This window comes from Rhodococcus sp. 14C212 (assembly GCF_011058195.1).
Classification (GTDB): Bacteria; Actinomycetota; Actinomycetes; order Mycobacteriales; family Mycobacteriaceae; genus Rhodococcus; species Rhodococcus aetherivorans.
The window spans coordinates 1-16855 of the sequence record NZ_JAALEH010000108.1; the positions used below are offsets into that span (position 1 = coordinate 1).

The following is a 16855-nucleotide window of genomic DNA, read 5'->3' on the forward strand; positions in this document are numbered from 1 at the left end:
CCGAGTGGGCGACGGGGTGAGCATTCCGTGGCTGCGCAGCACGTGCGGCCGCTGCCGATACTGCCTGCGCGGGGACGAGAACCTGTGCCCGAACTCCACCTACACGGGCTGGGACGCGGACGGCGGTTACGCCGAATATGCCACCGTTCCTTCCGCTTTCGCACTGCCGCTGCCGTCCGGGTACTCCGACGCGGAACTCGCACCCCTGCTGTGCGCCGGCATCATCGGCTATCGGGCGCTGCTGCGCGCCGAGGTTCCGGACGGCGGCGTGCTCGGCCTGTACGGCTTCGGCGGCAGCGCCCACCTCGCCGCGCAGGTCGCCCTCGCCCGGGGCGCCCGCGTGCACGTCATGACCCGCGGCGAGACCGCCCGGCGGCTCGCCCTCGAACTCGGCGCGGCCTCCGCGCAGGGCGCATACGACGAGCCGCCCGAGCCGCTGAACTCGGCGATCCTGTTCGCCCCCGCCGGGGAACTGGTGCCCGCCGCGCTCGCCGCACTGGATGCCGGCGGCACGCTCGCCGTCGCCGGCATCCACCTCAGCGACGTGCCTCCGCTGAACTACCAGCAGCATCTGTTCCGCGAACGCCAGGTGCGCAGCGTCACGGCCAACACCCGCTCCGACGCACACGAGTTCCTCGGCTTCGCGAACGAACACCACCTGCACGTCACCACCACCGCGTACGGACTCGACCGTGCCGACCGCGCGCTCGAGGACCTGTCCGCGGGGCGTTTCGGCGGCGCGGCGGTCCTGGTTCCGTGAAACACTCGACATGCGCCTTCGGGCGCGGAGACTGCACCGAGAAGGAGATCGAATGAGCACACTTGCCAACCGGAATGCCGTCGTAGCGGGCGTGGACGGTTCCGCCGTCGCCACGAGTGCGGCCCGGTGGGCGGCCGCCCTCGCGGCTCGTCTCGGAGCGCCGCTGCACCTGGTGCACTCGCTGCCCAGCGAGGGCATCTTCTACAGCGAGGCCGCGGTGCTCATCCAGGCGCAGATGGTCGACCAGCTCCGGGAGGACGGCGAAGCGATCCTGTCGAACGTCACCGACGTGGTCCGCCCCGACCATCCGGATCTCGAGGTGCAGAGCTTCATCGGCCCGGGACCCGCCGCCAACTCTCTGCTCGAGGCCGCCGAGGATGCCCGCCTCGTGGTGATGGGCGCCACCGGCGCCAACGCCGTGGAGAACTTCCTGCTCGGCTCGACCGTGCTGCGCGTGGCCAACCACGCCCCGTGCCCGGTGGTGGTGTGGCGCGGCGACACGGCACGACCGCTGCCGGACACCCGGCCCATCGTCGTCGGCGTCGACGGCAGCGAGCTGTCGACGGCCGCGGTCGGGCACGCCTTCGAGTACGCCTCACTGTTCGGTGTGCCGCTGGTCGCGGTGCACTCGTGGATCGGGGACGCCGCCCTCGGCGTCGGCACCGTCGCGACGCTGGTGGACTGGGAGGCGGTGGGCGAGTCCGAATCCGCGGTCCTGTCCGAGACTCTCGCCGGCTGGCACGAGAAGTTCCCCGACGTGGAGGTCCGCCGCGTCGTGGACCGGGGCCCCATCGCGAAGGTGATCCTGCGCCACCTCGAGGACGCACAGCTCGTCGTGGTGGGCAGCCACGGTCGCAGCCAGTTCACCGGGGCGCTGCTCGGGTCGGTGAGCCAGAACCTGCTGCACAACGCGCCCTGCCCGATCATGATCAGCCGCAAGAAATGACGACCGGCCGGTGCCGCCCGGCGACGGGCGGCGCCGGCTCAGGCCGTCACGGTCCCGAACGCCATACCCACCGCGTACGTCACGATCATCGCGAGCGCACCGCCGATCACCACGCGGGACATCGCCCGGCCGCGCCGCGCGCCCCCGAGCCACGCGCTGACCGAACCCGTCAGAGCCAGCGCCACGAGCACCGACACGAACGTGACGGGGATCCGCAGGCTCGCCGGGGGCAGCACGATCACGAGCAGCGGCACGAGGGCGCCGACCGTGAACGAGATCGCCGACGAGAACGCCGCGGCCCACGGATTGGACAGCGCCTCGGGATCGATGCCGAGTTCGACCTCGGCGTGCGCGGCCAGCGCGTCGCGCTTGGTCATCTCCTTCGCCGCGGAACGCGCCGTCGCCCTCGACATCCCCTTGCCCTCGAGCAGCGCGGTCAGCTCCTCGAGCTCGGCGTCCGGCATCTCCTCGAGCTCGCGACGTTCCTTGTGCAGCAGCGCCCGCTCGGTGTCACGCTGCGTGCTGACCGAGACGTACTCCCCCAGGGCCATCGACACCGCGCCGGCGGCGAGCCCGGCGAAACCCGCTGTGAGGATCGTCGATTCGTCGGTGGTGGCGGCGGCCACACCGACGACCAGGCCGGCCGTGGAGACGATTCCGTCGTTCGCGCCCATCACGCCGGCGCGCAGCCAGTTCAGTCTCGCCGAGATGCCCCCGGAATGCGGCTCGACGTCGGCGTGACTGAGGGAAGGATCGGTCGACATGCCGCCAGGCTAGGGCGATTCCGCGCGCCGCGGTAGCAATGCGAGCCTGTCCTCACCACGGTCCCGGGCCGAGTTCCCGCTCCAGCCACGCGGCATCGGGGAGGGCGTCGTCGCTCGTGTCCACGACGCGAGCCGTGGGCCACTCGTCGCGCACGTGCAGCTGGTCGTCCAGCACCGCGGGCGTGGCGTCGGACGCGTCGTCGCCCCGCTCGCGCCGGGCCAGGATGCGGCGGACCAGCACCGCCGGGTCCGCCCGGCACTCGATCTCGACGAGGTCGGCGGTCGCGGCGGCCGCAACCTCACGCGCCGCCCCGCGACGAGCCTCGGTGAGCCACGTCGCGTCCAGCACGACCGACTCCCCGTGGGTGAGCGCGACGGCGGCGCGGCGCAGCACCTCCCCGTAGGTCTCGTCGGTGTGGGCGGCGCTGTAGAGCCCGGCACCGACGGCGGCGGTCGCGTCGGCCGTCGGGGCGAGGCCGGCCAGTTCCTTGCGGACGACGTCGCTGCGCAGCACGGTCGCGCCCAGGTGCTGCCCGGCGAGGTGGGCCACGGTGGTCTTGCCGGTGGCGGACAGACCTCCGACGACGACGAGGCGGACCCGGCCCCGGTCGAGGTTGCGCCGCGTCTGGTCCAGGAGCGCGAGCGCGCTGCCGCGCGAGTGCTCGTCACCCTGTTCGTGCCGCAGCGCGGCGACCTTGGCCCGGACCACGGCCCGGTACGCGATGTAGTGGTGCATCAGCGACGGCGGGAACGCGTCGGCGGAGAACTCGGCATAGGCGGGCAGCAGCTGCCGCGCCGCCGCCTCGCCGCCGAGCCGTTCGAGGTCCATCGCCAGGAAGGCGATGTCGAGTGCGGCGTCGCCGTAGCGCAGCCGGTCGTCGAACTCGAGGCAGTCGATGATCCGGGGGCCGTCGTCGAGGCAGAAGATGTCGTCGGCGAGCAGGTCACCGTGACCGTCGACGGCCCGCCCGGCGGCGATCCGTTCGTCGAGCACCCGTTTGCGGCCCGCGAGATAGCGGCCGGCCATGTCCCGGATCGCGGTGAGCGCGTCGGCGGCCTCGGCGCCGACGGGCAGACGGTCGACGTGGTCGAGGCTCTCGCGCCACAGTCCGTCGAGGAACTGCGCCGTGGCACACCGGTCGATGGCCGGGTCGTGCGGCGACGCGGCGTGCAGGGCCGCGACCTGCCGCGCGACGGCGGTGACGACCCCGGCGACCGGCTCGCCTCGCTGCACCAGCGCGGCGAGCCGACGGTCGTCGGGCAGCCGGCGCATCTCGACGAGGTGCTCGCACACCTGCCCGTCGGGCCCGTGCACGTCGGCGACGCCGAGGTAGACGTCCGGGGCGAGACGCCGGTTGAGTTCGACCTCACGGTGGCAGGCCCGCTCCCGCGCCTGCCGGGTCCGGTTGTCGAGGAACCCGAGATCGAGCGGCTTCTTGAGCTTGTGCACGCGGCCCCCGACGAAGAACACCACCGAGGTGTGGGTCTCGCGGATGGCCGCGTATGCGGGTTCGGATCGGTCGGTGCCGGTCACGGAGTTCCTCCCGATGAGGCTTGTCGAACGTCGGTACGCTGCCCACCTTGCCTCAGGGTGGACCGGATCGCGCGCCGGCAGAAGTGCCGAAGGTCTCTCGTGTGGTTGCACCGGAACCGGTGCCGGATACGCGGTACGTTTCACTCGGGCTATCCGGGAATGGGGTGACATGAGCACGAACGCGCGGGGCTCGGAATCGGGGAGACAACCGACGGTGGTCGTCGCCGAGACGACGACGCCGATCGAGCGCAAGCTGATCGCGAGCTGGCTGCGGTCGGACCGGGTGCCGACGGAGTACCGCGCCGACGGCCCGGTCGAGGAGATGGAACTCGACCCGCGCCGGCTCGCGCGCGATCTCGTGGACCGGGACGACGATCCCCTGGTGCTCCCCGTGGGGGTGGTGTGGCTGCCGGAGGCCCGGGACGGCGAGCGCCGGGTCCGATTCTCCGACGTCGTGGCGCTGACCAACCCGCGCAGTCCGAACCGGCTCCTGCAGAAGTGGCTGGTCGGGCGGTCCCCCGACCGCTACCGGATCGTTCTCGCCGAGCCGGCGCGGCTGAGCGAGCTGCGTGCCCGACACCTGGCCGAGGACGGTGATCCGGCACCCGAGTCGTTCGCCCGGTTCGTGACGCACCGCGCGGTGGTGGGCCTCGATCGGGCCGAGCGGGCCGTCATCGGCGACCGGTACAAGGTGCCGAAGCTGGTGGCGGAGCAGATCATGGACTCGGCGTCGTTCCGGCGCCGGCTCGACGCGATCAGCACCGAGCACAACATCGCGCCCGACGAGGTCCGGGCCCGGGCGACGTCCGCCCTCGGGGAACTCGTCGCCGTCCAGTCCCGGCTGGTGACCGACCTGTTCACCGAGATGATGCGTCCGCTGCACTCCGCGGCGTGGACCGTGCACGCCGACGAGTCCGGGCTGCGGAGCCTGCGCGAAGTCAACCGCCGGCATCCGCTGGTGTTCCTGCCCTCGCACCGGTCCTACGCGGACGCATTCGTGCTCGGCGACGTGCTGGCCCGGAACGATTTTCCGCGAAACCACCTCATGGGGGGCGCCAACCTGACGTTCTGGCCTATCGGCCCGATCGCCCGGCGCACCGGCACCGTCTTCATCCGCCGCAGCTTCGGCGACGATGCCGTCTACAAGGCGGCGCTCGAGGAGTATTTCGCGTATCTGCTGACCAAACGGTTCAACCTCGAGTGGTACTTCGAGGGCGGCCGCACCCGCACCGGCAAACTCCGCGCGCCGCGCTACGGTCTGCTCAACTATGTGGCCAACGCCATCCGGAGCGGCCGGGTCGAGGACGCGATGCTCGTGCCGGTGTCCATCACCTACGAGGGGCTCGCCGAGGTCGCGGCCGTCGCGGCCGAACAGACGGGCGCCCAGAAGAAGCCCGAGGGCCTGGCCTGGCTGGCCCGGTACGCGCGCAACCAGCAGCGCCGCGCCGGCAACGTGTACGTGCGGTTCGGCGAACCGCTGTCGATGCGCTCGCAGCTCGCCACGAGCGGGGACCCCGAGCTGTCCGGGGAGCCGGCCGAGCCCGCGAGCGAGCGCAGCCGCAAGGCGCTGCAGAAGGTCGCGTTCGAGGTGGCCGTGGGCATCAACTGCCACACCCCGGTCACGGTGAACTGCCTGGTAACCCTCGCTCTGCTCGGCGTCCGGGACCGGGCGCTGACCCTGGACGAGGTGCGGGCGGTGATCGCGCCGGTGCGCCGGTACATCGACGCCCGCGGGATACCCCAGGGCGAACTCGGCGTCCTCGACATCGAGGGCGGCCTCGAGAACGTCCTCGCCTCGCTGAGCGATGCCGGTGTGGTCACCACCTACGCCGGCGGGGACGAGCCGGTCTACGCGATCCAGCCCGGGCAGCACCTGGTCGCCGCGTTCTACCGCAACAGCGGCGTGCACTGGTTCGTCAACCGTGCCCTGATGGAGCTGGCCATCCTCCACGCGCACGCCAATCCGGGCCTCGACCCGGTGCGGGCGGCGTGGGAGGAGGCCAAGGCGGCGCGCGACCTGCTCAAGTTCGAGTTCTTCTTCCCCGACCGGGACCGGTTCGAGGCCGACATGCGCGACGAGATCGCCCTGCTGATGCCGTCCTGGCGCGACGCCTTGCCGGACGTGGAGCTCGCGCTGGCCGCACTCCTCGAAACCGGGTTCTTCATGGTGCATCGAGCCCTGCGGTCCTTCTTCGACGCGCAGCTCGTCGTCGCCGAGCGGCTCGCCCGGCGCGACCCGTCCCTGCAGGTCGACCGCAAGGCGTTCCTGGACGAGTGCGTCGCGGTCGGCCGGCAGATGCTGCTGCAGGGCCGGTTGTTCGGACCCGAATCGGTCTCGTCGGAACTGTTCGCGACGGCGTTACAGCTTGCCGCCAACCGCGGGCTGCTGGAACGTGGGGGTGCGGAGATTCGGCAGAAGCGGGAGGAGTTCGCGGCACAGCTGCTGGCGGTGGGTGAGCGGGTCCGGCTCGCCGAATCTCTCGACGTATCCAACAGAAAGGCGGAGCGGTGATCCTCGAGGAAGCGCTCGAGCGGGTGCGTACCGGGCCGAAGGGTCCGGAGATCGCGGCATTCTTCGACTTCGACGGCACCATCGTCCACGGCTTCTCCGGTCTGCACTTCTTCCGCGACCGGTTGCTCGCCGGGAAGGTCGGCGCCGCCGAACTCGCCGCAACCATGCTCAACGGCTTGCGCGGCCACGACACCGAGGCGGATTTCGAGCGGTTCGTCGCGGTGGCGTTCAAGGCGTGGGGCGGGCACACCGAGGACGAGCTGTACGAAATCGGGCGCCGGTTGTTCGCGTCCACGATCGCCGGCCACATCTATCCCGAGGCGTGGCAGCTCATCCGGGCGCACCAGGCGGCGGGGCACACGGTGGTGATCGCGTCCTCGGCGTCGCGCTACCAGATCCAGGCGACGGCGGATGCGCTCGGCGTCGAGCACGTCCTGTTCAGTCCCCTCGAGGTGCGCGACGGCGTGCTCACCGGCCGCGTAGACGGGAAGTCGTTGTGGCGCAGCGGCAAAGCGCAGGCCGTGGCGGCGTTCGCCGAGGCGAACAACATCGATCGCGAGCAGAGCTACACGTATTCCAACGGGGGCGAGGACGCCGACTTCCTCGCCACGATGGGCAATCCGACGCCGACCAATCCGGACCGGAACCTCGAGCGCACCGCCGCCGCGCAAGGCTGGCCGATCCTGCGATTCAGGCCGCGCGGAACGCCGGGCACCAAGGAGGTGGTCCGCACCCTCGCCGCGTACGGCGGACTGTTCGGCTCGGTGTGGACGGGCGTCGGCCTCGGCCTGCTCAACCGCAACAAGAAGGTGGCGCTGGACTCGATCGCCACCCTCACCGGTGAGGTGCCCCTCGCGCTCGCCGGCATCGACGTGAACATCCGGAACGAGGCCAACGCCTGGTCACAGCGCCCCGCGGTGTTCATCTTCAACCATCAGAGCCAGCTCGATCCGGTGATCATGGCGCGGGTGCTGCGGCACAGCTTCACCGGGGTCACGAAGAAGGAGATGGCGAGCGACCCGCTGTTCGGGCTGGTGCTCCGCTTCGTCGGTGCGGCGTTCGTGGACCGGGCCAACACCGAGCAGGCGAAGGCGGCACTCGGTCCCGTGGTCGACACGCTGCGCGAGGGCACCTCGGTGATCATCGCGCCGGAGGGCACCCGCTCCCTGACCCCGGAGATCGGCCGGTTCAAGAAGGGCGCGTTCCACATCGCGATGCAGGCGGGCGTGCCGATCGTGCCGGTGGTGATCCGCAACGCCGGGGAGGTGCTGTGGAAGCACTCCACGGTACTGCGGCCGGGAACCGTCGACGTGGTGGTCCTCGATCCCATCGACGTGAGCGACTGGACCCTCGACGAGCTCGGTCCGCGGGTCGCGGAGGTCGAGGACCTGTACCGGAAGACGCTGGCGAACTGGCCCGCGACCGCATGACCGATGCGGGTGAGAACGGGGGCGCGCCCGTGGGCGAAGACGACCACACCCCGGGCCACGGAGTAGACAACGGCAACGGCAACGGCAACGGCAACGGCAACGGCGGAATGTCGCCGACCCGGCGCCGGCGCCTCAAGTGGCTGCTCGGGCTCGTGCTCGTCGTCGTCCTCACCGTGGAGGTCGTTCTCGTCTGGCCGGAGCTGAAGACCAGCGTCGGCAGCCTCGGCGACCTGCGCTGGTGGTGGGTGGGCGCGGCGATCCTGGCCGCACTGACCGAGATGTCGAGCTTTGCCCGGGTACAGCGCACCCTGCTGTCCGCGGCCGGGGTCACCGTGACACAGCGCCAGTCCCTGTCGGTGGCGTACGCGGCGAACTCGATGAGCGTGACCCTGCCCGGCGGACCGGTGGTCGCCACCACCTTCACCTACCGGCAGATGCGCAAGTGGGGGGCCAGCCCCGTCGTCTCCACCTGGCAGCTGGTGATGGCCGGCCTGCTGCAGGCCGCCGGTCTGGCGCTGCTCGGCCTGGTCGGCGCGCTGCTCGTCGGTGCCACCACCAACCCGTTCTCGCTCATCTTCTCCCTCGGCGGGTTCGCGGCGTTCCTGGTGCTCGTGCAGTACGCGGCAAGCCGGCCCGACGCGTTCGAATCGATCGGCATCATCGCGCTGCGCGGAGTGAACCGCCTGCGCAAGAAGCCCGCGCGGGCCGGTACCCGCGCCTGGCAGCGGATCGTGGCACAGCTCCAGGCGGTCCAGCTCGACCGCACCCACGCCGCGCGCGCGTTCGGCTGGTCGTTGTTCAACTGGCTGTGCGACGGTGCGTGCCTCGCCTTCGCCGCGTACGCGATCGGCGGCAAGCCCAGCCTGGCCGGCATCGCCGTCGCGTACGCCGCGGGTACCGCCGCCAGCCGCGCAATCCCCCTCCTGCCCGCCGGGCTCGGCGTGATGGACGCCGTGCTCGTGCCCGCGCTGACGGCCAGCGGGATGACCGGCGCGCAGGCCCTGGCCGCCGTCGTCGTATACCGGCTCGTGAGCTTCCTGATGATCGCGTCGATCGGCTGGGTGATATTCGCCCTGCGCTACCGCGGCGCACCGCCGGACGAGGAACCGGGTCCGGAACTCGACAAGTTGTGGCGGGACTGAGCTCCGCTCCGACACACCGCGGCCGTCCCCCTCGGATCACCCACGGGGCAGGCGCGCGGGCGCTAGCGTCGACAGTCTGTAACCGAGGAAAGGTATGTCAGTGACTGAGGACGCAGCGGTGCGCAAGAGAGAGGTCTGGTCCGGCCGGTCGGTGTTCATTCTCGCCGCCATCGGCTCGGCGGTCGGCCTGGGCAACATCTGGCGCTTCCCGTACATCGCGTACGAGAACGGCGGCGGGGCGTTCATCGTGCCGTATCTGGTGGCCCTGCTGACCGCGGGCATCCCGTTGCTGTTCGTCGACTACGCGATCGGTCACAAGTTCCGCGGGTCGCCGCCGCTGGCGTTCCACCGCCTCAAGCGCGCGACCGAGAGCCTCGGCTGGTGGCAGGTGGGCATCTGCTTCGTCATCGGCGTCTACTACGCGGTGATCATCGCGTGGGCGCTGCGCTACACGTTCTTCTCGGCCACGCAGGCATGGGGCGACGACGCGGAGACCTTCTTCCTGCAGGACTTCCTGCAGATGAACGCGGACGCCGCGTTCGGCCTCGACTTCGTCCCGGGCGTGGCGTGGCCGCTGCTCGGCATCTGGGTCGTGGTGCTCGTCATCCTGGGTCTGGGCGTGCAGCGCGGCATCGGCGCGGCGAACCGGTTCTTCGTGCCCTTGCTGCTGGTGCTGTTCGCCGGCATGGTGGTGCGGGCGCTGACCCTCGACGGCGCCGCCACCGGTCTCGACGCGTTCTTCCGGCCGGACTGGTCGGCGCTGACCGACACCGGGGTGTGGATCTCCGCCTACGCGCAGATCTTCTTCTCGCTGTCCGTCGCGTTCGGCATCATGGTCACCTACTCGTCGTACCTCAAGCACCGGACCAACCTCACGGGCTCGGGTCTCGTCGTCGGCTTCTCGAACTCGAGCTTCGAGATCCTCGCCGGAATCGGCGTGTTCTCGGCGCTGGGCTTCATGGCACAGGCGCAGGGCGTCGCCGTCGACGAGGTGGTCAGCGGCGGTATCGGGCTGGCGTTCATCGCGTTCCCGACGATCGTCTCGGAAATGCCGGGCGGTTCCCTGTTCGGCCTGCTGTTCTTCGGCTCGCTCGTCTTCGCCGGTTTCACCTCGCTGATCAGCATCATCCAGGTGTGCGTGTCGGCGGTCGAGGACAAGACCGGCTTCACCCGCGTGCCGGCGGTCCTGCTCGTCGGTGGCGTCGCAAGCATCACCTCGCTGCTGCTCTTCCCGACCACCACCGGCCTGAACACCCTCGACGTGGTCGACCGCTTCGCCAACCAGTTCGGCATCGTCGGGGTCGCCTTCGCGACACTCGTGGTGCTCGCGTGGGGACTGCGCCGGTTGCCCGAGCTGCAGGACCATCTGAACTCGGTGTCGTCGTTCCGGGTAGGCCTGCTCTGGCGGGTCTTCGCCGGCGTCCTCACCCCGGTCGTGCTCGGCTACATGCTGATCAGCGAGATCGTGGACCGGATCGACGAAGGCTACAACGACCTGCCGGACGCACTCGTCATGACGTTCGGGTGGGGCGTGCAGGTGCTGGTGATCGTGATCGCGGTGGCATTGTCCTTCGCGCCGTGGGGCCTGACCGACGCCGAGCTGGCGCATACCGAATCGACGGAAGCGGGAGAGAGACTGTGAGTGGATCTGCGATCGGGATGATGCTCGTCGCGCTGGGGCTGGTGTGGGGCGGTCTCACGGTCAGCCTGCTGCACCTGCGCCGGAATCCGGACGAGACTTCGGGGCTGGCGCCGGCGGAACCCCGCCACGACTGAAATGTCCGGTCTCGAACCGGACACAACTCGTTTCGTTTGAATAACACCACGCCGCGCCGGACTGGCCGGTCTGTTCTTCGTGTGGTCTGCTTGACCCCACGAACACCATGAGTCACACGAGTAACACCAGACCCATGGGCCTCCGCCCCGGAGCCGTCGCACGACTCCGGGGCGGAGGGTGTTCCGGTTCCGACCACGTACAGGAGCGAAGCATGACCACCAGGACCACCCGGCGCAGGCTGCGCCGGCTCACCGCCGCAGCCTCCCTCACCGTGGCCGCTGCTCTGGCGCTGCCCACCGTCGCGGCCGCCGAACCCCCCGCGGACCCCGCAGTCGCCGCGGCGCCGGCGCCCGACCCGCTCCTCGGCGCCCTCGAGACGCTCCGGGCCCAGCCGGGCGCCGATGCGCTCGCGCTCGCCGCCGCGGAGGCCATCGGCTCCGCCCGCGGCGGTGCCACCGACGTCGCCGAGAACTCGCCGCTCTCCGCCTACGAGGACGCAGTGGAGTTCCTGCGCGGCCTCGGCATCGAGCCGTTCCTCTACCCCACCGGCGCGCCCTTCTGCACCGAGGGCGGCAGCCTGCCGCTCGGTATCGCCCCTGCCGTCGCCGGCGCCGCTCCCGGCCCGTGGCCCAACCTGAACATCCCGGCGGTCGGTCCCGTCAATGCCGTGGATCCCGGCGAGACCCTGTTCGCCTTCGTGCCCATGGGCGTCGAGAAGGACGGCGGGAACACCACCGGCATGCAGGTCGCCTGGTTCAACGTCAACACCTTCCAGGGCGGGTTCGTGCCCATGGGCACCATCGCCGAGGCCGCAGCCCTCGCCGTGCCCGGAGGACTGCCCGAGTTCGCCAAGCCCCTCGTCGCCGCCGCGGTGCAGAACTTCTTCGCCGGCGCGGTCCCGCTCGGCGGAGTCCGCGCGGCACCGGTCGCGACCGGCTCGGGAACCGTCCTCGCCGCCGTGTTCGGCACGGTGCAGAACGGCGAGACGTCGTGCTTCTTCCTCCCGACCGTGGGGATCGTGGAGGTTCCCGCCTGATCCGTCGCGTCCGGGGCGCGCATGCGCGCCCCGGACGCGTCAGCCGATCGCCTGCAGCTTCTCCAGCCGGTCGAACACGAGCCGCACCACGCTGTCCATGTGCGCCATCACCTGATCCGCCGTGGCCCGACCGGCGGCCCAGCTCACCAGGTTCGACATCCACACGTCCGCGATCACGTGCACCGCGTTGAGGAGCTGCTCGCTGACCACCTCGACCCCGGCCGCGCGGGCGTACATCCCGGTGATGATCGCTCCGAGCCGGTCGAGCTCGGCCGACGACGAGGCGTCCGCGAACATCGCCGCACGCACGAGCGCGTCGTAGAGGTTGTGGTCGCTCTCGAGCCGGCCGATGTAGCCGTGCAGCACCGACATGATCCGTTCGTGAGCCGAGTCGCCGGGGATGTCGGTGTCGCCGAACCTGTTGCTCAGATCTTCGAACAGCATCACCATCGCCACCACCAGCAGGTGGTTCTTGGACGGAAAGTAGCGGTACACGGTGCCCAGCGCCACACCCGACCGCTCGGCGACGGCACGCATCTGGACCGCGTCGTATCCGCCCTCGGAGGCCAGTTCCTTCGCGGTCTCGATGATCCTCAGGTAGCGGGCGCGCTGGGCCGGCTTCAGGTCCGCGCCGAGCAGCGAAGTGGACCGCGCCTTCGTTCGGGATGCTGCACTCGGCTCCGCCATCGTCCTCACCTTTCGTACGCCTGCCCGCCAGCGTAGTGCGCCTTCCCTGGACCGGCGCCGGGACCTGACCGAAAAAATGGACAGGTGTCTGGAACAGGTTCCACCCAGCACTAGAACGCGTTACAGTTGCGTGGACCCGACAAGTAGGGAGGCAGCTTCCGTGCGTCACGGCATCACCCTGTTCACCAGCGATCGCGGCATCCGGCCCGAGAGGGCCGCCCTTGCGGCCGAGGAACGCGGCTTCGACGCGTTCTACGTCCCCGAACACACCCACATCCCCGTGCGCCGCGAATCCGCACACCCCGGCACCGGCAACGAGACGCTGCCCGACGACCGGTACCGCCGCACGCTCGACCCGTGGGTCGCCCTCGGACTCGCCGCCGCCGTCACCTCGACCATCAGGCTCGGCACCTCGGTGGCCCTGCCCCTCGAGCACGACCCCATCACGCTGGCCAAGACCATCGCGACCCTCGACCACCTCTCCGGCGGGCGAGTCGTCCTCGGCGCGGGCTTCGGCTGGAACGCCGAGGAACTCGCCGACCACGGCGTACCTCCCGGCAAGCGGCGTACCGCCCTGCGCGAATACCTCGAGGCGATGCAGGCGCTGTGGAACGAGGAGGAAGCCTCCTACGACGGGCAGTTCGTCTCGTTCGGCCCGAGCTGGGCCTGGCCCAAGCCGATCCAGCAGCCCCGCCCACCGGTGCTGATCGGCGCGGGCGGCACCGAGCGCACCTTCGCGTGGATCGCCCGCTCCGCCGACGGCTGGATCACCACCCCGATCGAACGGGACATCGACGACAACGTCGAGCGGCTGCGCGCCACCTGGGCCGAGGCCGGCCGCGACGGCGCCCCGGAGATCGTCGTCCTCGCCGGCCGGCCCGACCCCGCCAAGCTCCAGCAGTGGCGCGACCTCGGCGTGACCGAAGTGATGTTCGGCCTGCCCGACCGCTCGGAGGACGAGATCCTCGCCTACCTGGACAAGCTCGCCGCCACGCTGGAACCGACCCGCTGACGGTCCACAACCGAGAAGGAAACACCTCCATGACCACAGCCCCCTTCCGCCCGCTCCGTGCCGCAGAGGTCACCGCCTGGGACCACGAGGCCGACGTCGTCGTCGCCGGCTACGGCATCGCCGGCGTCTCGGCCGCCATCGAGGCCGCGCGAGCCGGCACCGACGTGCTGATCCTCGAACGCACCGGCGGCTGGGGCGGTGCCGCCTCCCTGTCCGGAGGAATCGTCTACCTCGGCGGCGGCACCCCGCTGCAGCGCGAACTCGGGTTCGAGGACACCCCGGAGAACATGAAGAGATTCATGCTCGCCGCTCTCGGGCCCGGCGCCGACGAGGCCAAGATCTCGGAATACTGCGACGGCAGCGTCGAGCACTACCACTGGCTCACCGACAACGGAGTGGTCTTCAAACCGGCGTTCTGGGGCGAGCCCGGATGGGAGATCCCCGGGGACGACGGCCTGATGTACTCGGGGGGCGAGAACTCCGCCCCGTTCAACGAGATCGCCACACCCGCCCCGCGCGGCCACGTGCCGCAGATGAGCAACAAGCGCACCGGTGAGCAGGGCGGCGGGTACATGCTGATGAAGCCGCTCGCCGAGACGGCCGAATCCCTCGGCGTGAAAACCGTCTTCGACATCCGGGTGCAGCGGCTGATCGTCGACGACACGGACCGGGTCGTCGGGATCGCCGCCAAGAAGTACGGGAAGGAGGTCTTCGTGCGGGCGCGGCGCGGCGTCGTGCTCACCACCGGCAGCTTCGCCTACAACGAGGCCATGATCACCTCGTTCGCCCCGCAGCTGATCGGCCGCCCGGCTGCCGCGATCGAGGAGCACGACGGCTGCTCCATCCGGATGGCTCAGGCCCTCGGCGCCGACCTCGCGCACATGAGCGCCACCGAGGTGGCGTTCTTCGCCGACCCGCAGCTGATGGCGCGCGGCATCCTCGTCAACGGCCGCGGCCAGCGGTACGTTCCCGAGGACACCTACCCGGGACGCATCGGGCAGCTCACCCTTCTCGAGAACGACAACCAGGCGTACCTGATCATCGACGAGGCGGCGTACGAACAAGGTTGCACGACGACGAGTTCCACCCCGTACTTCCGGTTCCCGCCGAAGTGGGCGGCGGAGACGGTCGCCGAACTCGAATCCGACATGGGCCTGCCGGAGGGCACGCTGCAGGCCACCGTCGAGGTGTACAACCGGCACGCCGCGGCCGGCACCGATCCCGTCCTCGGGAAGAAGCCGGAGTGGGTCACGCCGATCGGCACCCCCGTCGCAGCCCTGGACCTGCGCAACTGCACCGCGGGCTTCACCCTCGGCGGCCTGCGCACCACCGTGAACTCGGAAGTCCTGCACGTGTCGGGCGAACCGATCCCGGGCCTGTATGCCGCGGGCCGGTGCACCTCCGGCGTGTGTGCGGGGGGCTACGCGAGCGGCACGTCGCTCGGGGACAGCAGCTTCTTCGGCCGTCGCGCCGGCGTCGCTGCCGCCTCCGCCGAGTGTGGCCGAATGTCACATGGGTTCGATTCGATCGAACCCATGTGACATTCGGCCCGGTTCGGGGTGGTCAGAAGAGGGCGCCGACATCGCGACGGACGATATCGTCGGCACCGAACTCCGCCAGCGCCGCGATCGTCATGGACGGATTGCACGCCCCGGTCGAGCCGGGGATCTTCGCGCCGTCCACGACGTAGAGGCCCCGCTGGCCCAGCACGCGGCCCGCGTCGTCGCAGACCGACTCGAACGGTGCGCCGCCGAGCGGATGAAAGGTGTTGACGTCGGCGGCGTTGACGTCGACGACGATCGCCGCCGGCCCGGCTACCTGCCGGATGCGAGCCTCGATGGCCCGGGTGAGCTCCCGGTCGTAGGTCTGGTCCCAGTCGACCACGGCGTCGTCGAGCACCGAATCGTAGTGCCAGTGGCCGAGCCCACGGACGACCCCGAGCCCGATCACCGAGGTTGTACCCAGGTCGGCCGGGAAGGGCACCGGGCCGGTGACGATCATGAGAGGACCGGCCGGATTCCCGAGATCCTTGAAGCCGACGCACGCGGGTCCGCCCTGCCAGGCACCCGGACTGAACAGCGGGGTCGTCACCGAGAACACGCGGTCGCCGTTGTTGCCCCATCCCGTTCCCACGGCCTCGGGCAGATCCGGGATCAGACCCTTCGCGAGCGCCTTGACGAGAAGCCTTGTGGTACCTGGTGATCCGGCACCGAGAAACAGCGCGTCGGCGAGGATGCGCTTACGTTCGAGGACCACACCGTCCGTGGAGATCCGGTCCGTGTGCGCGATCCACGTGCCGTCCCGTCCGCGCTCGATGTCGTTGACCCGGTGCAGCGTCTCGATGCGGACGTTGCCCGTGGCCTCGGCCTCCGTCAGGTACGTCACGTCGACGGAGAACTTGCCGCCGTTGTTCACGCCGTAGATCAGGTCGCCGTTGGTGTACGACGGCGCCAGTTCGCCGGCCAGCTCCCGCCGGGCGAACTCCCAGTCGATGGGCATCGGCACACGGAGTGGCTCGAAGCCCTCCTCGGCAACCCGTTCGAGGAACTGTCTCGACGAGCGGTAACGCTCGTGGTTCAGCAGGTCGTCGGGGATGGTCTGCAGACGCAGCGTGCGCGCCACGCGGGGATAGTGTTCGGCGGCGAGCAGGTCGTAGTCGATGCGCGACGACACGCTCTGCGCGAAGCGCTCCCCGTCGGGCTGCAGCGTCATCCCATGGTAGAGAAGGGAACTGCCGCCCACCCCGGCTCCGCACAGGATGTCGATGCCGTTGCCCTTCACCCGTTCCATCAGCCCGGTGTAGGGCTGCGACGGGATGGGCGGTGCCGCGGTCATCACCGGCAGCGGCGACAGCCACGACGCCCGCCGGTCCGGGGTCATCATGTGTGGGAAGGTCTCCGCGTTGGGACCGGAGGGCCAGCGCAGGCCCCGTTCGAGCACGACCGTGCGCACGCCCGCCCGGCCGAGATGCGCGGCGGTGACGCCGGCACCGAATCCGCTGCCGACGATCACGGCGCGGTGACGTTCCTCGGTCACCGCGGGCCGGGCCCGCGCGACGGACGGCAGGGACAGTCCGACCGCGGCGGCGGCCGCTCCGCCGAGCAGGGCACGACGGGAAATTCTCGGGGTCACTCCGATTCGCTCCTGACTGCACGCAGCCACCCGAGCGAATGTATCGCTCACCTTCTCAGGCCGACAGAACGATACATTCGCTCGCGTCGGGTGGGGGCTGTCTCTTGGACACATCGGACGCTG

Annotated in this window: 14 protein-coding genes; 10 read left to right on the forward strand and 4 right to left on the reverse strand. The window is 70.4% G+C overall.

The features are described 5' to 3' along the window. Together G6038_RS27010 and G6038_RS27015 are read left to right on the forward strand one after the other, a co-directional pair. The coding region (locus G6038_RS27010) for a zinc-binding alcohol dehydrogenase family protein (RefSeq protein ID WP_165041474.1) at positions 1–760 on the forward strand (760 nt) is incomplete at its 5' end. Between the two features lie 52 nt (positions 761–812). Continuing rightward, entirely contained in the window at positions 813–1706 is an 894-nt protein-coding gene (locus G6038_RS27015) for a universal stress protein (RefSeq protein ID WP_165041476.1), read from the forward strand. A 38-nt stretch (positions 1707–1744) separates the two neighbouring features. Here G6038_RS27015 and G6038_RS27020 read toward each other — a convergent pair whose 3' ends face one another. Then, the gene (locus G6038_RS27020) at positions 1745–2470 is read right to left on the reverse strand and encodes a VIT family protein (protein WP_165041478.1); all 726 of its coding nucleotides are present in this window, start codon (positions 2468–2470) and stop codon (positions 1745–1747) included. A 52-nt stretch (positions 2471–2522) separates the two neighbouring features. Beyond that, a complete protein-coding gene (locus tag G6038_RS27025) occupies positions 2523–4004 on the reverse strand; it encodes an AAA family ATPase (RefSeq protein ID WP_165041480.1) in 1482 nt (493 codons plus the stop codon). 169 nt (positions 4005–4173) lie between these two features. Between G6038_RS27025 and G6038_RS27030 the strand changes: the two genes are divergently transcribed. From G6038_RS27030 to G6038_RS27055, 6 genes are all read left to right on the forward strand, one after another. Next, positions 4174–6516, forward strand: a complete 2343-nt coding sequence (locus tag G6038_RS27030; protein ID WP_165041482.1) for a glycerol-3-phosphate 1-O-acyltransferase — start codon at positions 4174–4176, stop codon at positions 6514–6516. After that, entirely contained in the window at positions 6513–7946 is a 1434-nt protein-coding gene (locus tag G6038_RS32215) for an HAD-IB family hydrolase (RefSeq protein WP_165041483.1), read from the forward strand. The genes G6038_RS27030 and G6038_RS32215 overlap by 4 nt, the downstream gene beginning before the upstream one ends. Next, positions 7943–9088 (forward strand): YbhN family protein, encoded by a 1146-nt coding sequence (locus G6038_RS27040; RefSeq protein WP_206025697.1) that lies wholly within the window; start codon positions 7943–7945, stop codon positions 9086–9088. The genes G6038_RS32215 and G6038_RS27040 overlap by 4 nt, the downstream gene beginning before the upstream one ends. Positions 9089–9182: 94 nt before the next feature. After that, a complete protein-coding gene (locus G6038_RS27045) occupies positions 9183–10730 on the forward strand; it encodes a sodium-dependent transporter (protein ID WP_165041485.1) in 1548 nt (515 codons plus the stop codon). Beyond that, the gene (locus G6038_RS27050) at positions 10727–10864 is read left to right on the forward strand and encodes a methionine/alanine import family NSS transporter small subunit (RefSeq protein ID WP_165041487.1); all 138 of its coding nucleotides are present in this window, start codon (positions 10727–10729) and stop codon (positions 10862–10864) included. The genes G6038_RS27045 and G6038_RS27050 overlap by 4 nt, the downstream gene beginning before the upstream one ends. A 212-nt stretch (positions 10865–11076) precedes the next feature. Further along, the gene (locus tag G6038_RS27055) at positions 11077–11901 is read left to right on the forward strand and encodes a hypothetical protein (RefSeq protein ID WP_165041489.1); all 825 of its coding nucleotides are present in this window, start codon (positions 11077–11079) and stop codon (positions 11899–11901) included. A 39-nt stretch (positions 11902–11940) separates the two neighbouring features. Here the strand turns inward: G6038_RS27055 and G6038_RS27060 are convergent, their stop codons facing one another. Further along, on the reverse strand, positions 11941–12588 hold the full coding sequence (locus tag G6038_RS27060) for a TetR family transcriptional regulator (RefSeq protein WP_165041491.1): 648 nt from the start codon (positions 12586–12588) through the stop codon (positions 11941–11943). 160 nt (positions 12589–12748) lie between these two features. On the opposite strand from G6038_RS27060, the gene G6038_RS27065 reads away from it, so the two are divergent. Together G6038_RS27065 and G6038_RS27070 are read left to right on the forward strand one after the other, a co-directional pair. Further along, positions 12749–13600: an LLM class F420-dependent oxidoreductase gene (locus G6038_RS27065; RefSeq protein WP_165041492.1), complete on the forward strand. Its 852-nt coding sequence runs from the start codon at positions 12749–12751 to the stop codon at positions 13598–13600. Positions 13601–13629: 29 nt separating this feature from the next. Further along, on the forward strand, positions 13630–15141 hold the full coding sequence (locus tag G6038_RS27070; protein WP_165041494.1) for an FAD-dependent oxidoreductase: 1512 nt from the start codon (positions 13630–13632) through the stop codon (positions 15139–15141). Positions 15142–15163: 22 nt separating this feature from the next. On the opposite strand, the gene G6038_RS27075 is transcribed toward G6038_RS27070, so the two are convergent. Then, entirely contained in the window at positions 15164–16732 is a 1569-nt protein-coding gene (locus G6038_RS27075) for a GMC oxidoreductase (protein ID WP_346772934.1), read from the reverse strand. Positions 16733–16855: the final 123 nt, after the last annotated feature.

Excerpts from the sequence above, each read along its gene's own strand:
- G6038_RS27015 (WP_165041476.1), top strand. The coding sequence starts at position 813 with ATGAGCACACTTGCCAACCGGAATGCCGTCGTAGCGGGCGTGGACGGT.
- G6038_RS27020 (WP_165041478.1), bottom strand. The coding sequence starts at position 2,470 with ATGTCGACCGATCCTTCCCTCAGTCACGCCGACGTCGAGCCGCATTCC.
- G6038_RS27030 (WP_165041482.1), top strand. The coding sequence starts at position 4,174 with ATGAGCACGAACGCGCGGGGCTCGGAATCGGGGAGACAACCGACGGTG.
- G6038_RS27040 (WP_206025697.1), top strand. The coding sequence starts at position 7,943 with ATGACCGATGCGGGTGAGAACGGGGGCGCGCCCGTGGGCGAAGACGAC.
- G6038_RS27045 (WP_165041485.1), top strand. The coding sequence starts at position 9,183 with ATGTCAGTGACTGAGGACGCAGCGGTGCGCAAGAGAGAGGTCTGGTCC.
- G6038_RS27055 (WP_165041489.1), top strand. The coding sequence starts at position 11,077 with ATGACCACCAGGACCACCCGGCGCAGGCTGCGCCGGCTCACCGCCGCA.
- G6038_RS27060 (WP_165041491.1), bottom strand. The coding sequence starts at position 12,588 with ATGGCGGAGCCGAGTGCAGCATCCCGAACGAAGGCGCGGTCCACTTCG.
- G6038_RS27070 (WP_165041494.1), top strand. The coding sequence starts at position 13,630 with ATGACCACAGCCCCCTTCCGCCCGCTCCGTGCCGCAGAGGTCACCGCC.